General features: G+C 67.7%; 15 protein-coding genes and 1 tRNA gene. 9 read left to right on the top strand and 7 right to left on the bottom strand.

Annotated features, from left to right (window positions below):
• Positions 1 to 8: 8 nt before the first annotated feature.
• From ACS5NL_RS05355 to ACS5NL_RS05345, 3 genes are all read left to right on the top strand, one after another.
• On the top strand, positions 9 to 1,163 hold the full coding sequence (locus ACS5NL_RS05355) for a COX15/CtaA family protein (RefSeq protein WP_439352616.1): 1,155 nt from the start codon (positions 9 to 11) through the stop codon (positions 1,161 to 1,163).
• Positions 1,160 to 2,062 carry a heme o synthase gene (cyoE, locus tag ACS5NL_RS05350; RefSeq protein ID WP_439352615.1) on the top strand — a complete coding sequence of 301 codons (903 nt, stop codon included), beginning with the start codon at positions 1,160 to 1,162 and terminating at the stop codon, positions 2,060 to 2,062. The genes ACS5NL_RS05355 and cyoE overlap by 4 nt, the downstream gene beginning before the upstream one ends.
• Before the next feature lie 100 nt (positions 2,063 to 2,162).
• Entirely contained in the window at positions 2,163 to 2,762 is a 600-nt protein-coding gene (locus ACS5NL_RS05345; protein ID WP_439352614.1) for an SCO family protein, read from the top strand.
• Between the two features lie 21 nt (positions 2,763 to 2,783).
• Here the strand turns inward: ACS5NL_RS05345 and ACS5NL_RS05340 are convergent, their stop codons facing one another.
• On the bottom strand, positions 2,784 to 3,812 hold the full coding sequence (locus ACS5NL_RS05340; protein WP_439352613.1) for a CDP-6-deoxy-delta-3,4-glucoseen reductase: 1,029 nt from the start codon (positions 3,810 to 3,812) through the stop codon (positions 2,784 to 2,786).
• A 96-nt stretch (positions 3,813 to 3,908) separates the two neighbouring features.
• On the opposite strand from ACS5NL_RS05340, the gene ACS5NL_RS05335 reads away from it, so the two are divergent.
• Entirely contained in the window at positions 3,909 to 4,853 is a 945-nt protein-coding gene (locus ACS5NL_RS05335) for an SDR family oxidoreductase (RefSeq protein ID WP_439352612.1), read from the top strand.
• On the opposite strand, the gene ACS5NL_RS05330 is transcribed toward ACS5NL_RS05335, so the two are convergent.
• Complete coding sequence (locus ACS5NL_RS05330; RefSeq protein WP_439352611.1) at positions 4,839 to 5,846, bottom strand: calcium/sodium antiporter; 1,008 nt, start codon at positions 5,844 to 5,846, stop codon at positions 4,839 to 4,841. The two genes, ACS5NL_RS05335 and ACS5NL_RS05330, sit on opposite strands and share 15 nt — an antisense overlap.
• A 48-nt stretch (positions 5,847 to 5,894) precedes the next feature.
• On the opposite strand from ACS5NL_RS05330, the gene ACS5NL_RS05325 reads away from it, so the two are divergent.
• Positions 5,895 to 6,638: a glycoside hydrolase family 24 protein gene (locus ACS5NL_RS05325; protein ID WP_439352610.1), complete on the top strand. Its 744-nt coding sequence runs from the start codon at positions 5,895 to 5,897 to the stop codon at positions 6,636 to 6,638.
• Between the two features lie 3 nt (positions 6,639 to 6,641).
• Here ACS5NL_RS05325 and ACS5NL_RS05320 read toward each other — a convergent pair.
• Positions 6,642 to 6,728, bottom strand: a tRNA-Leu gene (locus ACS5NL_RS05320).
• 41 nt (positions 6,729 to 6,769) lie between these two features.
• Here ACS5NL_RS05320 and cysM point away from each other — a divergent pair.
• The 4 genes from cysM (at position 6,770) to ACS5NL_RS05300 (ending at position 9,626) form a co-directional block, all read left to right on the top strand.
• Positions 6,770 to 7,672: a cysteine synthase CysM gene (gene cysM / locus ACS5NL_RS05315; RefSeq protein ID WP_439352609.1), complete on the top strand. Its 903-nt coding sequence runs from the start codon at positions 6,770 to 6,772 to the stop codon at positions 7,670 to 7,672.
• A gap of 14 nt (positions 7,673 to 7,686) precedes the next feature.
• A complete protein-coding gene (locus ACS5NL_RS05310) occupies positions 7,687 to 8,214 on the top strand; it encodes an NUDIX hydrolase (protein ID WP_439352608.1) in 528 nt (175 codons plus the stop codon).
• Between the two features lie 79 nt (positions 8,215 to 8,293).
• Positions 8,294 to 8,521 (top strand): sulfurtransferase TusA family protein, encoded by a 228-nt coding sequence (locus tag ACS5NL_RS05305; RefSeq protein WP_439352607.1) that lies wholly within the window; start codon positions 8,294 to 8,296, stop codon positions 8,519 to 8,521.
• A 52-nt stretch (positions 8,522 to 8,573) separates the two neighbouring features.
• Positions 8,574 to 9,626: an NAD(P)-dependent oxidoreductase gene (locus ACS5NL_RS05300; RefSeq protein ID WP_439352606.1), complete on the top strand. Its 1,053-nt coding sequence runs from the start codon at positions 8,574 to 8,576 to the stop codon at positions 9,624 to 9,626.
• Here the strand turns inward: ACS5NL_RS05300 and ACS5NL_RS05295 are convergent, their stop codons facing one another.
• The 4 genes from ACS5NL_RS05295 to ACS5NL_RS05280 form a co-directional block, all read right to left on the bottom strand.
• Positions 9,627 to 12,521, bottom strand: coding sequence for a valine--tRNA ligase (locus ACS5NL_RS05295; protein WP_439352605.1), 2,895 nt, complete (start codon positions 12,519 to 12,521; stop codon positions 9,627 to 9,629). It lies immediately after the preceding gene.
• Between the two features lie 70 nt (positions 12,522 to 12,591).
• Positions 12,592 to 12,780 (bottom strand): DUF2783 domain-containing protein, encoded by a 189-nt coding sequence (locus ACS5NL_RS05290; RefSeq protein ID WP_439352604.1) that lies wholly within the window; start codon positions 12,778 to 12,780, stop codon positions 12,592 to 12,594.
• 18 nt (positions 12,781 to 12,798) lie between these two features.
• Positions 12,799 to 14,517: an FAD-dependent monooxygenase gene (locus tag ACS5NL_RS05285; RefSeq protein ID WP_439352603.1), complete on the bottom strand. Its 1,719-nt coding sequence runs from the start codon at positions 14,515 to 14,517 to the stop codon at positions 12,799 to 12,801.
• 204 nt (positions 14,518 to 14,721) lie between these two features.
• Complete coding sequence (locus ACS5NL_RS05280) at positions 14,722 to 15,333, bottom strand: VOC family protein (RefSeq protein WP_439352602.1); 612 nt, start codon at positions 15,331 to 15,333, stop codon at positions 14,722 to 14,724.
• Positions 15,334 to 15,533: the final 200 nt, after the last annotated feature.

Here is a 15,533-nt window from a genome sequence, read left to right as displayed (position 1 = left end):
GGGCGGATATGGACGCTGCTGCACTGGTCAACCTCTCCCCCGTCGTGCGCGTGATGCTCATGGGCGCGGTGATTGCGCTCGGGCCGCTGTCCTGGATCTGGCTGCGGCATCGCCAGGCCAGCGGTGCGCAGCGGCTGCGGGCGCTCACCCTGCTCACGCTGTTCCTGACCTTCGATCTGGTGCTGTTCGGCGCCTTCACGCGATTGACCGATTCCGGCCTGGGGTGCCCGGACTGGCCGGGCTGTTACGGCAGCGCCAGCCCGCTGGGCGCCCACGCGCCGATCGCGGCTGCGCAGCAGGCTATGCCCACCGGCCCGGTCACCCATTCCAAGGCCTGGATCGAGATGGTCCACCGCTATCTCGCGACCGCGGTCGGTGTGCTGATCCTGGTGCTGGCGGTGGCCAGCACCGTTGAACGACACCGCCTGCGCGTCTCGCCCGCCTGGGCCTGGCTGACGCTGCTGTGGGTCTGCCTGCAGGGCGCGTTCGGCGCGCTGACGGTCACGATGAAGCTGTTCCCTGCGATCGTCACCATGCACCTGCTGGGCGGGTTGGTGCTGCTGGCGCTGTTGCGTGCGCAGGTGGTGGCCTATGACACCCGGGTGGCATCCGTCTCCGAGCCGCTGCCGCTGCACCCGACCACGCGCACGGCGCTGCTGCTCGTGTACGCGCTGCTGTGGATGCAGATCGCGCTGGGCGGCTGGGTCAGCACGAACTACGCGGTGCTGGCTTGTGAGACCTTCCCGACCTGCCAGGGCGGCTGGTGGCCGCACATGAACCTGAGCGAAGGCTTCACCCTCTGGCGTGCCCTGGGCATGAACGCTGAGGGCCAGCCGATCGACTTCGCCGCGCTGACGGCGATCCACTATGTGCACCGCCTGTTCGCCTACGTCGTGCTGCTGGCGCTGGGCTGGCTGGCGTGGCGCCTGTGGTCGGCGCCGGCCACGCGCCACCACGCGCGCTGGCTGCTGGCCCTGCTGTGGTGGCAGTTCGCGACCGGTATGAGCAATGTCGTGCTCGACTGGCCGCTGCTGGCGGCCGTTGGCCACACGGGCGGGGCGGCCGGGCTGGTGCTCGTGCTCACCGGTGCGCTGCTGGGCACCCGCACCGCCGACGACACCGTCAGCGCTTCCAAATTCAATGTTTCCCGTCTGACCTCATGAGCTCTGCGTCCGCACCGACCGCTTCCGTGCTGCCTTCCGTCTGGCGGCAGTACAACGCGCTGACCAAGCCACGGGTGATCCAGCTCATCGTGTTCTGTGCGCTGATCGGCATGGTGCTGGCCGTGCCGGGCCTGCCCAGCTGGGCGCAGGTGCAGACGGCCGCGCTGGCCTGCCTGGGCATCTGGCTGGTGGCGGGGGCGGCGGCGGCCTTCAACTGCGTGATCGAACAGCAGATCGACGCCAAGATGCGCCGCACCGCCTGGCGGCCCACCGCCCGGGGGCAGCTGGGCAACGTGCAGACGCTGACGTTTTCGGCCGTGCTCTGCACCGCCGGCTCGTTCATCCTGTACTTCTGGGTCAACCCGCTGACGATGTGGCTGACCTTCGCGACCTTCGTCGGCTATGCGGTGATCTACACCGTGATCCTCAAGCCGCTGACGCCGCAGAACATCGTGATCGGCGGCGCCTCCGGCGCGATGCCGCCGGTGCTCGGCTGGGCCGCGATGACGGGTGTGGTGTCGCCCGAGGCGCTGATCCTGTTCCTGATCATCTTTCTCTGGACGCCGCCGCACTTCTGGGCACTGGCGCTCTACCGCGTGGAGGATTACCGCAAATCCGGCCTGCCGATGCTGCCGGTCACGCACGGCTCGGAGTTCACGCGGCTGCAGATCCTGCTCTACACCTTCGTGCTGCTGGCCGCCTGCCTGATGCCCTTCATCATGCGCATGAACGGCTGGTTCTATCTGGTTGCCGCGCTGGCGCTGAGCGCCGGCTTCTGCTGGCACGCCTGGGCGCTGTGGCGCAACTACTCCGACGCCCTGGCGCGCAAGACCTTCCGCTTTTCGCTCTGGCACCTGTCGCTGCTGTTTGCGGCGATGCTGATCGATCACTACATCTGAAACACCCCTGCCGCGCTTCGCGCGACCCCCTCAAGGGGGCGGCATCTGCAGCCCGGCGAAGCCGGTTCCGCGATGCCCGGCAACTCTGGAGCTTCTTGCCATGAAACGTCGGCTTCTGATTTCCCTTGGCCTGTGCAGTGTCTTGCTGGCCGCCTGTTCGGACAAACCGGCGGAGAGTGCTGCGGGCGGCTTTTCCGGCATCGACATCACCGGTGCCGACTACGCCAACAGCTTCTCGCTCACCGACCACAACGGCCAGCTGCGCACGCTGGCCGACTTCAAGGGCAAGGCCGTGGTGATCTTCTTCGGCTACACCCAGTGCCCCGACGTCTGCCCGACCTCGATGAGCGAGCTGGCGCAGGCCAAGCAGTTGCTGGGCAAGGACGGCGACAAGCTGCAGGGCCTGTTCGTCAGCATCGACCCCGAGCGCGACACGCCGGAAATCATGAAGGCCTACATGGGCAGCTTCGACCCGGGCTTCCTGGCGCTGTACGCCGCGCCGGACAAGCTGCCCGAAGTCGCCAAGAGTTTCCGCATCTATTACAAGAAGGTCGAGGGCAAGACCCCGACCAGCTACACCATGGACCACTCGGCCGGCAGCTATGTCTACGACACGCAGGGCCGCGTGAGGCTGTACCACCGCTACGGCAGCGGGGCACAGGCGCTGGCGGACGACGTGAAAAAACTGCTCGCGAACTGACGCCGAAGGCGGCGCGGGGAGTTACAGCTTGTCTTTCGCGCTGGTGAACGAGTCGGCGTAGAACGCTTCTTCGGGCAGGCCGGCGGTGGCGTAGTCCTTGCGGGCCGACTCGATCACGATCGGTGCGCCACAGGCGTAGACCTCGTGGCCCGACAGGTCCGGCGTGTCTTCCACCACCGCCTTGTGCACGAAGCCCGTGCGGCCGGTCCAGGCGTCTTCGGGCAGCGCGTCCGAAATCACCGGCACATAACGCAGATTGGGCATCGCGGCGAGCTGCTCTTCGATCCAGGCCGCCTGGTAGAGGTCGGCCGGGCGGCGGCCGCCCCAGTACAGCGTGGCCGGGCGCGTGATGCCCTTGTGTCGCATGTGTTCGACGATGGCCTTGATGGGCGCGAAGCCCGTGCCGGAGGCCAGCAGGACCATGGGCTTGTCGCTGTCCTCGCGCAGGAAGAAGCCGCCGTAGGGGCCTTCGACGCGCAGGATGTCTTTCTCTTTCATGGCGCCGAACACGTGATCGGTGAACTTGCCGCCGGGCATGTGGCGGATGTGCAGTTCGACCACCGGTCCGGCCGCCTGCGTGTGCGGGGCATTCGCCATCGAGTAGCTGCGGCGGTCGCCGTCGCGCAGCAGGAATTCGACGTACTGGCCGGCGTGGTACTGGAAGGTGTCGGCGGCGGGCAACTGCAGCTTGAGCACGATCACGTCGTGCGAGGCGCGCTCCATCGACAGCACGCGCACCGGCATCTTCTTGATCGGGAAGGCGCCTGCTTCGGTCACCTGGCGCGATTCGATCACCACGTCATCCTGTGCGACGCCGCAGCAGGTCAGCACGTAGCCCGCGGCTTCTTCCGCCGCGCTCAGGGCCTTTTCCTGGTGCGGGCCGTGGGTCACGGTGCCGCTGACCAGCTTGCACTTGCAGGAGCCGCAGGCGCCGTCCTTGCAGCCGTAGGGCAGGCCGATGCCCTGGCGGATACCGGCGGCGAGGATGGTTTCGCCGGATTCGGCGCCGAACTGGCGGCCGCTGGGCTGGACGGTGATGCTGAGGGTCATGGTGGAATCAGGCTACAGTGGATTGCGTGAATGGGTGCTGAACGTGACACCGCCGGTGTCCGCGGGCAACCCGGCATTTTCTCAAATTCCAGTCTCATGGCTTTTCTTGGTGCTCTTCCCGCACGCTTTCGCCGCGAGCGCGTGCTGATCGTCGGTTGTGGTGATGTCGGCCAGCGCGCGGCGCGCGTGCTCGGTGGTGGTTCGCGGGTGCGCCTGCTGGCGCTGACCTCATCGCCCGACAGCGCGTCGGCCCTGCGTGCACAGGGCATCACGCCGTTGACCGGTGACCTCGACCGACCGCGCAGCCTGCAGCGCCTCGCGGGCCTGGCCACGCGCGTGCTGCATCTGGCGCCTCCGCCCTCCGAAGGACAGGCCGACTGGCGGCGCGATGCCCGCACGCGGACACTGGTGCAGGCGCTGGCGCGCCGCGCACCGCCGTTCTCATTGGTCTACGGATCCACCACCGGGGTCTATGGCGACTGCGAGGGCCGCTGGGTCGACGAATGCGCACCCACGCAGCCGCTCACGCCGCGGGCCTGGCGCCGCGTCGACGCCGAGGCGTCGGTGCACTGGCTGGGTCGCGCGCTGGGCGTGCGCACCAGTGCCCTGCGCATTCCCGGCATCTACGCGCCCGATCGTCCGGGTGGCACACCGCAGGACCGGTTGCGGCGCGGCACGCCGGTGCTGCGCGCCGAAGACGACGTGTACACCAACCACATCCACGCCGACGACCTGGCGCGCGCCTGCGTGCTGTCGCTGTGGCGCGGACGCCCGCAGCGCAACCTCAATGTGGTCGACGACACGCAGCTCAAGATGGGCGACTACTTCGACCTCGCGGCCGATCTGTACCAGTTGCCGCGCCCGCAGCGCATCGCACGCGAATCCGCGGGTGACCAGTTGCCGCTGGTCCTGCTGAGTTTCATGAGCGAGTCGCGCCGCCTGCACAACCGGCGGCTCAAGGAAGAGCTGCGCCTGCAGCTGCGCTACCCCACGGTGGCGGAGGGCCTGCGTTCCGGTGCCGCTGGTTCAGCCCGGTCCTGAGGTGATCAGCAGCGCGGCGGTGTGCAACAGGTAGACGCCGACCAGCGCCTGGCCGGCGCGGCGCCCCAGGCGCGCCGGACCTTCGGCGTCGCGGGCCAGCCGGTACAGGCCCAGTGCCAGCACCGCCATCACCAGCAGGTCGCGCCAGAGCACCTGCACCGGCAGGTCCATCGGCTCGATCAGTCCCGCCAGACCCGCCACGGCAAGCGTGTTGAACAGGCCGGCCCCCAGGATCTGCCCCAGCGCGATCTCGTGCTCGCCCTTGCGCGCCGCGACCATGCAGGTCGCCAGCTCGGGCAGCGTGGTGCCCAGCGCCACCACACCCAGTCCCAGGATCAGGTCGCTCACGCCGAGCCAGACGGCGGTCTCGACCGCCCCCCAGACCAGCAGCATCGAACCGCCCACCAGGGACCCGGTGCCGGCCAGCACCGACAGCAGCGCAGCCATCACCGAGCCGGGCTGGCTCGCCATCTCGGCCCGGGTTTCGAGCGCCAGCGCGTCGTCCCCGCTGCGCTGCTGCAGGCGCCAGGACCAGACCAGCAGGGCCACAAATCCCAGCAGCAGCAGGCCGGCGTCGACGCGCGAGAGCACACCGTCCCAGACCAGGGCGGCGGTCAGCACGGTCGCCGCCAGCAACAGGGGCAGTTCGCGGCGCAGGCCGTGCGAGCGCACGGTCAGCGGCACCTTCCAGAGCACCACACCCAGCACCAGCGACATCGCCACGATGTTGGCGCCCCAGGCGCTGCCCAGCGCCAGCGCGGGGTGGCCCTGCGTCGCGGCGGTCAGCGCCACCGCCAGCTCCGGGGCGGCCGAACCGAAGCCCAGCACCACCAGGCCCGTCAGCATCGGCGGCAGACCGCTGCGCGCGGCCAGCGAAGTGCTGCCTTGTACCGCCCTTTCTGCGCCCCAGACCAGCAGGAGCAGACCGGCGAACAGGGCGGGAATGGCGTAGAGCATGGGACGTGAGCGCGCGGCTTGTTGGACAATGGCCATTGTGTCAGTACCTCGGCGACCGCCGGGTCAGCCTTCGTCCATGTCTTCGTGACTGCTTCCCCGACCATTCCCCCCGAGCCACCGGCATCCGCGGAGTCCGCCGGCTTCTGGGCGTCGCCATGGCGCTCGCGCATCGCCCTCACTCTGGCAGCGGTGGTGGTGATGCTCGGCCTGCTCTGGCTGTGGCGACCCTGGCTGCTGCTGCCGGGCACGCGGCCACTGGTGATGCAGGGCGGTGACCCTTACCTCCGGGCCCTGATGCGCACCATCTCCGCCAGCGAGTCCAACGTGCTGCGGCCCTACCACGTGCTCTACGGCGGCGACTACGTGGGCACGCTGGACCGCCACCCCAACCGCTGCGAATCGATCGGCAACGGGCCGAACCGGGGCAACTGTTCGACCGCCGCAGGGCGTTACCAGTTGCTGTACTCGACCTGGCTGGAGCTGGCGGCGCGGCACCATCCCAGGCGCAGCGAGGACCCGCTGGACGCGACCGAACTGAGCTTCGCGCCGGTGTACCAGGACATGGTGGTGCACGCCTGGCTGCAGGAGCCGCGCTGGGGCAAGCTGTCCGACCAGTTGCGGCGGGGCCAGGTGCAGGCGGTGCTGCGGCGCCTGTCGGGCACCTGGACCAGCCTGGGGTACGGCATCGAGAACAACAGCATGAGCCGCGAACTGCCCAGGGTCTACAAGATGCTGCTCGACGACGAGCTGTCGCGCACGGGCGATGCCAGGGGGGCACCGAAAGACCCCAAAGAAAAAGGCCGCACAGCGAATGCCGTGCGGCCCTGAATCTGGTGCCCGAGGTCGGACTCGAACCGACACACCATCTCTGGCGGGGGATTTTGAATCCCCTGCGTCTACCGATTTCGCCACCCGGGCGGGTGCCTTGGAGAGCGCGAAATTATGGCACAGTGAGCACCATGAACTATCCGACGATTGAAGACGCGATCGGCCACACACCGCTGGTGGCGCTGCAGCGCATCGGCACCGACGCCAACCGCGCCAGAGGCAATGTGGTCCTGGGCAAGCTCGAAGGCAACAATCCTGCGGGTTCCGTCAAGGACCGGCCGGCACTGTCGATGATCAAGCGGGCCGAGGAGCGCGGCGACATCCGGCCCGGCGACACGCTGATCGAGGCGACCTCGGGCAACACCGGCATCGCGCTGGCCATGGCGGCCGCCATCAAGGGCTACCGCATGGTGCTGATCATGCCGGAGGACCTGTCGATCGAACGCGCGCAGACCATGAAGGCCTTCGGTGCCGAGCTGATCCTCACGCCCAAGAGCGGTGGCATGGAGTACGCGCGCGACCTGGCCGACAAGCTGGAGAAAGAGGGCAAGGGCCGCGTGCTCGACCAGTTCGCCAATGCCGACAACCCGCGCATCCACTACGAGACCACCGGCCCGGAACTGTGGGAGCAGACCGGCGGGCGCATCACGCACTTCGTCAGCGCCATGGGCACCACCGGCACCATCACCGGCGTCTCGCGCTTCCTGAAAGAGAAGAATCCGGCGATCCGCATCATCGGTGCGCAGCCGGCCGAAGGCTCGCGCATCCCCGGCATCCGCAAGTGGCCGCAGGAGTACCTGCCCAAGATCTACGACCCCTCGGGCGTGGACGAACTGGTGCTGGTGAGCCAGTCGGATGCCGAGGAGATGTGCCGCCGCCTGGCCCGCGAGGAAGGCATCTTCGCCGGCATCTCGGCCGCCGGCGCCTGCTGGGTGGCGCAGCAGATCGCGGCCCAGGTGGAGAACGCGACCATCGCTTTCGTCGTCTGCGACCGGGGCGACCGCTACCTGTCGACCGGCGTCTTTCCTGCCTGAGGCCGGGTGTTGCCATGAGCGGCGAGTACCGGTTCTGTCCCAGTTGTGCATCGCCGCTGTCCCTGGTGACCGCACAGGAAGATGGCGGGCCGCGCGAGCGGCTGCGCTGCACCGCCTGCGACTTCACGCACTGGAACAACCCGACGCCGGTGCTGGCGGCCATCGTGCAGGTGGGCGGCAAGGTGCTGCTGGCGCGCAATGCCGCGTGGCAGCACCGCATGTTCGCGCTCATCACCGGATTCATGGAAGCCGGTGAAACACCCGAAGAGGGCATCCGCCGCGAGATCGCCGAAGAGACCGGACTGACCGTGACCGCGCTGCGGCTGGTGGGCGTGCACGATTTCCAGCGCATGAACCAGGTGCTCATCACCTACCACGCGCAGGCCGAAGGCACGGTCGTGCTGTCTCCCGAGCTGGTCGAGTACAAACTGCTCGAACCACAGCAGGTCCGCTGCTGGCCCGCCGGCACCGGGCTGGCGCTGGCCGACTGGTTGCGCGGGCAGGGGATAGAACCTCAGTTCATGGAAATCCCGTCCGCGTGACTTATTTGTTTACAAATTGATACATCATGGCGCGGTTTCCGCAGCCCCGCCTAGAATTCGCCACTCCGAGGAACTGCACATGAACGCCACCAAAGAACTCGATGCACGCGGCCTGAACTGCCCCTTGCCCATTCTCAAGGCCAAGAAGGCGCTGGCGGACATGACCAGCGGGCAGACGCTCAGGGTCATCGCCACCGACGCCGGCTCCGTGCGCGATTTCCAGGCCTTCGCCAAACAGACCGGCAACGAGCTGGTGGAACAACAAACCGTGGGCACCGATTTCATCACGGTGCTCAAGCGCCGCTGACCTGCGACACCGGAGGTTGCGGCGCGCCGCAATCGCCGCTGCCACCCCGAATATGGAAGTCCTGCTCCTTGATCCGCTGGTTCCCGAAGCGCTGAGCTGGCTGCAGGAGCGCCACGACGTCACGTTTCGTCCCGACCTGGCCGACGACCCCATCGCACTGCGCAAGCAGGTCTACAAGACCCGTGCGCTGGTGCTGCCGTCCCATGTGGTGGTCTCCAAGGAGTTCCTCGACTTCGCACCACTGATGCGGGTGGTCGCGCGCATGCAGATTTCCAGCGAGAACACCGATCTCGCGGCGTGCGCGCAGCGGCAGGTGCGCGTGATCCAGGCACGCAGCGCCACGGTGCGCTCCAACGCCGAATATGTGCTCTACGGGTTGCTGATGCTGTACCGGCGCGGCATGGTCAGTGCGTTGCTGGGCCGCAAGCTGGCGCAGGTGCGCATGGGTCGCGAGCTCTATGGCAGCACGGTGGGGCTGATCGGCCTGGCGCCGGTGGCCCACACGCTGGCACCCATGCTCAAGGGGCTGGGGGTGCGGCTGCTGGGCTACGACCCGGCTGTGCACCACGCGGCACCGGTGTGGGAGAAGCTGGGCATCGAATACATCCCGATCAACGAACTGCTGGCGCGCTCGGACGCAGTGTCGCTGCAGATGGTCTATGCCACGCGCTTCAAGGGCTGGATCAATGAGCGCCTGCTCAACCATTGCAAACCCAGCCAGCTCTGGGTGAGTGTCAGCCGCAGTGCCCTGTTCGATCCGGAAGCGCTGGCGCTGGCCATGATCGACGGGCGCATCGATGCCTGCCTGATCGACGGCGCACCGCCGGAATTCGCCGCGCCGGGCACGCCGCTGCACAACGTGCCCAACCTGCACCTCACGCCGCGCCTGGGTTCGCACACGCGGGAGGCCAAGCTGCGCGCAAGCTGGTACGTGGCGCACCGCATCCATGAAACCCTGTCGCCGCCGGTGGTGCGCGGACAGGCGCAGGTCAGCGACTTCTCGGTGCTGGACGCACTGGACAGCGTGCAGGACCCCGAGTGGCCGGCGGTCGACACGCCCTCGCAGTGGGGCGAGATCGACCCGAAGGACAAGCCCCGCGGCTGATCAGAGCCGGGCCAGCTGCTCGCGCACCTTGGCCAGCGTGGCGCCGAAATCGGCCACCCGCTTCTTTTCCTGCTCCAGCACCGCCGCCGGCGCCTTGGCCACGAAGGCTTCGTTGCCCAGCTTGGCGTTGGCCTTGGCGATCTCGCCTTCCAGTCGCGTGGCTTCCTTGGACAGACGGGCCTTTTCGGCCGCGACGTCGATCTCCATGAACAGGCACAGGCGGGCTTCGCCGACCACCGCCACCGGTGCGGCCTGCGCGGCCGTGGCCCAGGCGGCCTCGTCGTCGAACACCTTCACTTCGCTGAGCTTGGCCAGGCCCTGCAGGGCCGCGGCGTTCTCGCGCATGAAGGCGGTGTTGCCGACCACGTAGAGCGGCAGGCGCGTGCTGGGCGACACATTGAGTTCGCCGCGCAGCGTGCGGCAGGTGTCGACCAGGCCCTTGAGCTTGGCCACCTGTGCTTCGGCGGTCTCGTCGATGCGCTCGGGCTGGCTGACCGGGTAGGCCGCCACGCTCACCGACTCGCCGCCACGGCCGGCGACGGGCGCCACCTTCTGCCACAGCTCTTCGGTGATGAACGGGATGATCGGGTGCGCCAGGCGCAGGATGGTCTCCAGCGTGCGGATCAGGGTGCGGCGGGTGGCGCGCTGCTGGGCTTCGTTGCCGGTGTTGATCTGCACCTTGGCGATTTCCAGGTACCAGTCGCAGAACTCGTTCCAGACGAAGTCGTAGACCGTGTTGGCCACGTTGTCCAGCCGGTACTCGGCGAATCCCTGGGCCACCTCGGCCTCGACGCGCTGCAGCTTGGAAACGATCCAGCGGTCGGCCTGGCTGAAGCTCATGTAGCCGTGGGCAGAGCCGCCCACGGCACAGTCGGCCTTGGTGTGCTCCATCAGGCCGCAGTCCTGGCCTTCGCAGTTCATCAGCACGAACTTGGTCGCGTTCCAGAGCTTGTTGCAGAAGTTGCGGTAGCCCTCGCAGCGCTTGCTGTCGAAGTTGATGCTGCGGCCCAGCGAGGCCAGCGCGGCGAAGGTGAAGCGCAGCGCGTCGGCGCCGTAGGCCGGGATGCCTTCGGGGAACTCCTTCTCCGTCTGCTTGCGCACCTTGGGCGCGGTCTCGGGCTTGCGCAGGCCGGTGGTGCGTTTTTCGAGCAGGGGCGTGAGCGAGATGCCGTCGATCAGGTCCACCGGGTCGAGCACGTTGCCCTCGGACTTGCTCATCTTCTGGCCCTGCGCGTCGCGCACCAGGCCGTGGATGTAGACGTCCTTGAAGGGCACGCGGCCAGTGAAGTGCGTCGTCATCATGATCATCCGGGCGACCCAGAAGAAGATGATGTCGTAGCCCGTGACCAGCACGCTGCTGGGCAGGTAGAGGCTGTAGTCGTCGGTGGCGGCGTCGCTCTGGTTCGGCCAGCCCATGGTGCTGAAGGGCACGAGGGCCGAGGAGTACCAGGTGTCGAGCACGTCGGGGTCGCGCGTGAGCGTCTTGCCGGCGCCGGCCAGGGCCTGCGCCTCGGCTTCGTTGCGCGCCACGTAGACCTGACCCTGCTCGTCGTACCAGGCCGGGATCTGGTGGCCCCACCAGAGTTGGCGGCTGATGCACCAGTCCTGGATGTTGTTCATCCACTGGTTGTAGGTGTTGACCCAGTTCTCGGGCACGAACTTCACCTGGCCCGTCTGCACGGCGGCAATCGCCTTGTCGGCGATGGAGGTGCCGCTGGTGTTGTGCTCGTTGCCCTTGCTCGTCATGGCGACGAACCACTGGTCGGTCAGCATGGGTTCCACCACCTGGCCGGTGCGGGCGCAGCGCGGCACCATCAGCTTGTGTTTCTTCACTTCGACCAGCAGGCTGGCGGCTTCGAGGTCGGCCACGACCTGCTTGCGCGCCACGAAACGGTCCAGGCCGCGGTACTTCTCGGGCGCGTTGTCGTTGATGGTGGCGTTGAGGTGCAGCACGCCGATGATGGGCAGCTGGTGGCGCTGGCCGACCGCATAGTCGTTCGCGTCGTGGGCGGGCGTGACCTTGACCACGCCGGTGCCGAAGGCGCGGTCCACGTACTCGTCGGCGATCACCGGGATCTCGCGGTCGCACAGCGGCAGCTTCACGTACTGGCCGATCAGGGCGCTGTAGCGCTCGTCCTCGGGGTGCACCATCACCGCCACGTCACCCAGCAGGGTTTCCGGGCGGGTGGTGGCCACGGTCAGGTGGCCGCTGCCGTTGACCAGCGGGTAGGCGATGTGCCAGAGCGAGCCGTCTTCCTCTTCGCTTTCCACTTCGAGGTCGGACACGGCCGACATCAGCACCGGGTCCCAGTTCACCAGGCGCTTGCCGCGGTAGATCAGGCCCTGCTGGTAGAGCTTCACGAAGGTCTCGGTCACCACGGTCGAGAGCTTGTCGTCCATGGTGAAGTACTCGCGCGTCCAGTCCACGCTGTCGCCCATGCGGCGCATCTGCGTGGTGATGGTGTTGCCGCTCTGTTCCTTCCACTCCCAGACCTTGGCGACGAAGTTCTTGCGGCCCAGGTCGTGGCGGCTGAGCTTCTGTTCCTGCAGCTGGCGCTCGACCACGATCTGGGTGGCGATGCCGGCGTGGTCGGTGCCGGGCACCCAAGCGGTGTTGAAGCCGCTCATGCGGTGGTAGCGCGTCAGCGAGTCCATGATGGTCTGGTTGAACGCGTGGCCCATGTGCAGCGTGCCGGTCACGTTGGGCGGCGGCAGCTGGATCGCAAAGTTCTTGCCCTGTGCCGCCGCTTCGGCGCTGGGGGTCGAGGTGCCGCGGAAGCCGGCGACGCCGTAGCCGCGCTTCTCCCATTCGGGGCCCCAGTGGGCTTCGAGCGCGGCCGGCTCGAAGGACTTGGACAGGCTGTTCAGACCGGGTTGCTGCAGGGTGTCGGACATGGTGGGGGCGCAAAAAGTGCAACGGCGCCCCGCAGGGCGCCGTCAGGGAGTGCTCGGGAAGTCCCCGATTTTATTCGAGGGTGTCCCGGGCCGCGGCGATGCAGCTGCCCAGCACCCGGGTGTCGCCGATCTGGTTGGCCAGCAGCAGGATCAGGCGGGCGTTGAGCAGTTCGGACTGTTCGCGGCTCAGGCCCTGGTGGGCGTCGAGCAGGCGCTCGTAGAAGCCGTCGGCGTCCTGGAAGTTCGGGGCGGTGTTCATTCGGTTCTCCAGAGGGCTTCAGCGCAGGCCGAGCGAGCGTTCGAGGGTGGCGACCAGGCGACCGTCGATGCGCTCGCCGGTGGCGGCCAGGTAGCCGTCGGGCCGGACCAGGGCCCAGCCGGGGCCGGATAGCTGGCAGGCGGTGCGCAGGTGGCCGTCGGGGTCGCGCACGTGTTCGGCCGCCTGGGCGCGGTCGCGACCCGCCGGTACCTGTACCGCGCGCAGCGGCGCGCCGCCGGTCAGTGTCTTCACGCGCCCGAGATCGGCGGGGCTCAGTGGCCCGAAGGCCAGCAGCAACAGATCGCCATTCGCCCAGTTCAGCAGGTCGTTGACGCAACCCGCCGAACCGTCGGCCCAGCGCAAGGCAACGTTCTGCACCGACTGGCCGGCCGCGCTGCCTTCGGCGTAGCTGCAGGCGCGCGAGCGGCTGTAGGGGTTGGCGACCGCCATGCGGCCGGTGTTCATGAGCGTGCGGGCGAACGGGTGTTGCTTGGCCAGGCCGATGGCCGCGCGGCGGAACAGGCGCTCGACGCCGTCGGCCGGGCGCAGGAAGCGCGCGGTGCGGTTGGTCACCAGCACGTTCTGCTGTGCCGCCTCCAGCCGTTCGTCGTCGTAACTCTCCAGCAGGGCGGGGTGGGCCCGGCCGCGTTGCACGGCGGCCAGTTTCCAGGCCAGGTTGTCCGCGTCGGCCACGCCGGTGTTGCCGCCGCGCGCGCCGAACGGGCTGACGACCTTGGCCGAATCGCCCATGAAAAACACCCGGCCCTCGCGCATGCGGTGCACGCACTCGCTGCGGTAGGCGTAGGGCCCGACCCAGACGATCTCGACCTCGGTGTCCGGGCCGAACTGGCGCGTCAGGCGTTCGCGCACCACGTCCTCGCGGCTGACCTCGGCCGGGTCGCTGTCGGGCGCCATCTGGTAGTCGATGCGCCAGACCTCGTCGGCCATCAGGTGCTGCCAGACCGCGCGGTGCTCGTTGAACGGCGCCTCGACCCAGGTGTGGCGCTCGACCGGCGGGCGTTTGGTGAAGCGCACGTCGGCGATGCACCAGCGGTCGTCGCCGCGTTTGCTGGTGAACGGCACCTGCAACCACTGGCGCAGCGGGCTGTGCGAGCCGCTGGCGTCGATGACGTGATCGGCCTCGATGCGGTAGCGGCCGGCGGGGGTCTCGACGGTGAGGCTGGCGCTGTCGGCGTTCTGCTCGAAGGCGACCAGCCGGTTCTGCCAGCGCAGCTCGACGTGGCCGAGTTCGGCGATGCGTTCGACGAGATAGCCCTCGATGTAGAACTGCTGGATGTTGATGAAGGGCGGCTGCTGCGAGAGGTGGAAGTTGCCCTGCTGGCGCAGGTCGAAGCTGTAGACCTCGTCGTCGCCGGCGAAGGTGCGGCCGACGCTCCAGCGGATGCCTTTGGCGGCGATGCGTTCGTACAGCCCTAGGCGCTGGAAGATTTCGAGCGATTTCTGGGTGTAGCAGATGCCGCGGGAGGAGGCGCCCTTGACGCCGACGGTGTTGTCTTCGTCGAGCAGGATGGCGGGCACGCCGAGGTTGGCGAGGGAGCAGGCGAGGGTGAGGCCGGTGATGCCGCCGCCGACGATGACGATGGGGTGTCGTCTGGGTGTTGTGTCGCCGAGTTCGGGCGGGGGGACAAAGGGGTATTCGGGCAGTTGGTAGCCGCTGCCCTGGGTGAATTCGTAGCTGTTGGTGTGGGCGGCTTCTTGGTAGCTCGTCTGGTTCATCGGTTGTCTCCTGGTGCTTCTCAGATTTCTCTCATTGACCTCGCGGGCTCATGGGAGCGGTGTGCCCTGTTCCGCTCATGTCCCCCGGATCGGCTTTGCCCGATCCTCCTCCTTTACTTCGCTACACAGGGCACACAGCTCCCATGAGCCACCAGACCCGTGTGCGCGAACTGTTGACGCACCACACGGCCTATGCCAACAAGATCACGCTGAAGGAGGGACAAATTCAGGCCGGTCATTGGCCTGCGGCTTCAGCGGTGCCGCAGCCTGACCTGAAGCCCGCTCACGCCGCCACTGCTCCTTGCGCACATTCCACTCCGCCAGCCGCGCATGCGCCGTCTTGCTCTCCTGCAGCATCTCGAACTCGTCCGCCAGCTGCGCCGTCAGCTCCAGGCGAATGCCGTTCGGGTCGAAGAAATAGATGCTCTTGAAAATGTGGTGGTCCGTCACCCCCAGCACCTCGATCCCGTGCGCCTGCAGCCGCGCCTTCGTGTTCTCCAGCTCCTGCACCGTGTTCACCCGGAAGCTGATGTGGTTCACCCACTTGGGCGTGTTCGGCGACGGCTCGGCCGCCACGTCGTCGCCCAGGTCGAAAAAGGCGATGAACGAACCGTCCTGCAGGCGGAAGAAGAAGTGCGTGTACGGGCAGTACTCGCCCGTGCTGGGCACGTAGTCGCTCTGGATGATGTGGTACAGCGGCAGACCCAGGATGTCTTCGTAGAAGTGCCGTGTCTCTTCGGCGTCGCGCGCCCGGTAGGCGTAGTGGTGCAGCTGTTGCACCGGGGCCGGGGGCGGCAGGGTGGCGGGGTGGTTCATGGAAGTCTCCTGTTGTCCAATGCGTAATGCATTTACCAAACCGAAATGTTATCGGGCATTCCGGACCGGGTCGGTGTGAGGGTTTTCCATTGGATGGTTGCGCGATAGCCCTCGGCAATGCGGCGCATAGCCTGCGGCAATTTGACGAAGGCCGGGCAGCGGCGTACGGTCGGCCGTGTCGCAGCCTGCGGCATTCTTCG

Source organism: Hydrogenophaga sedimenti (assembly GCF_051857515.1).
Taxonomy (GTDB): Bacteria; Pseudomonadota; Gammaproteobacteria; order Burkholderiales; family Burkholderiaceae_C; genus Hydrogenophaga.
The sequence above is the reverse complement of the archived record's forward strand: the minus strand, read 5'-3'. Positions and strand labels throughout refer to the sequence as shown.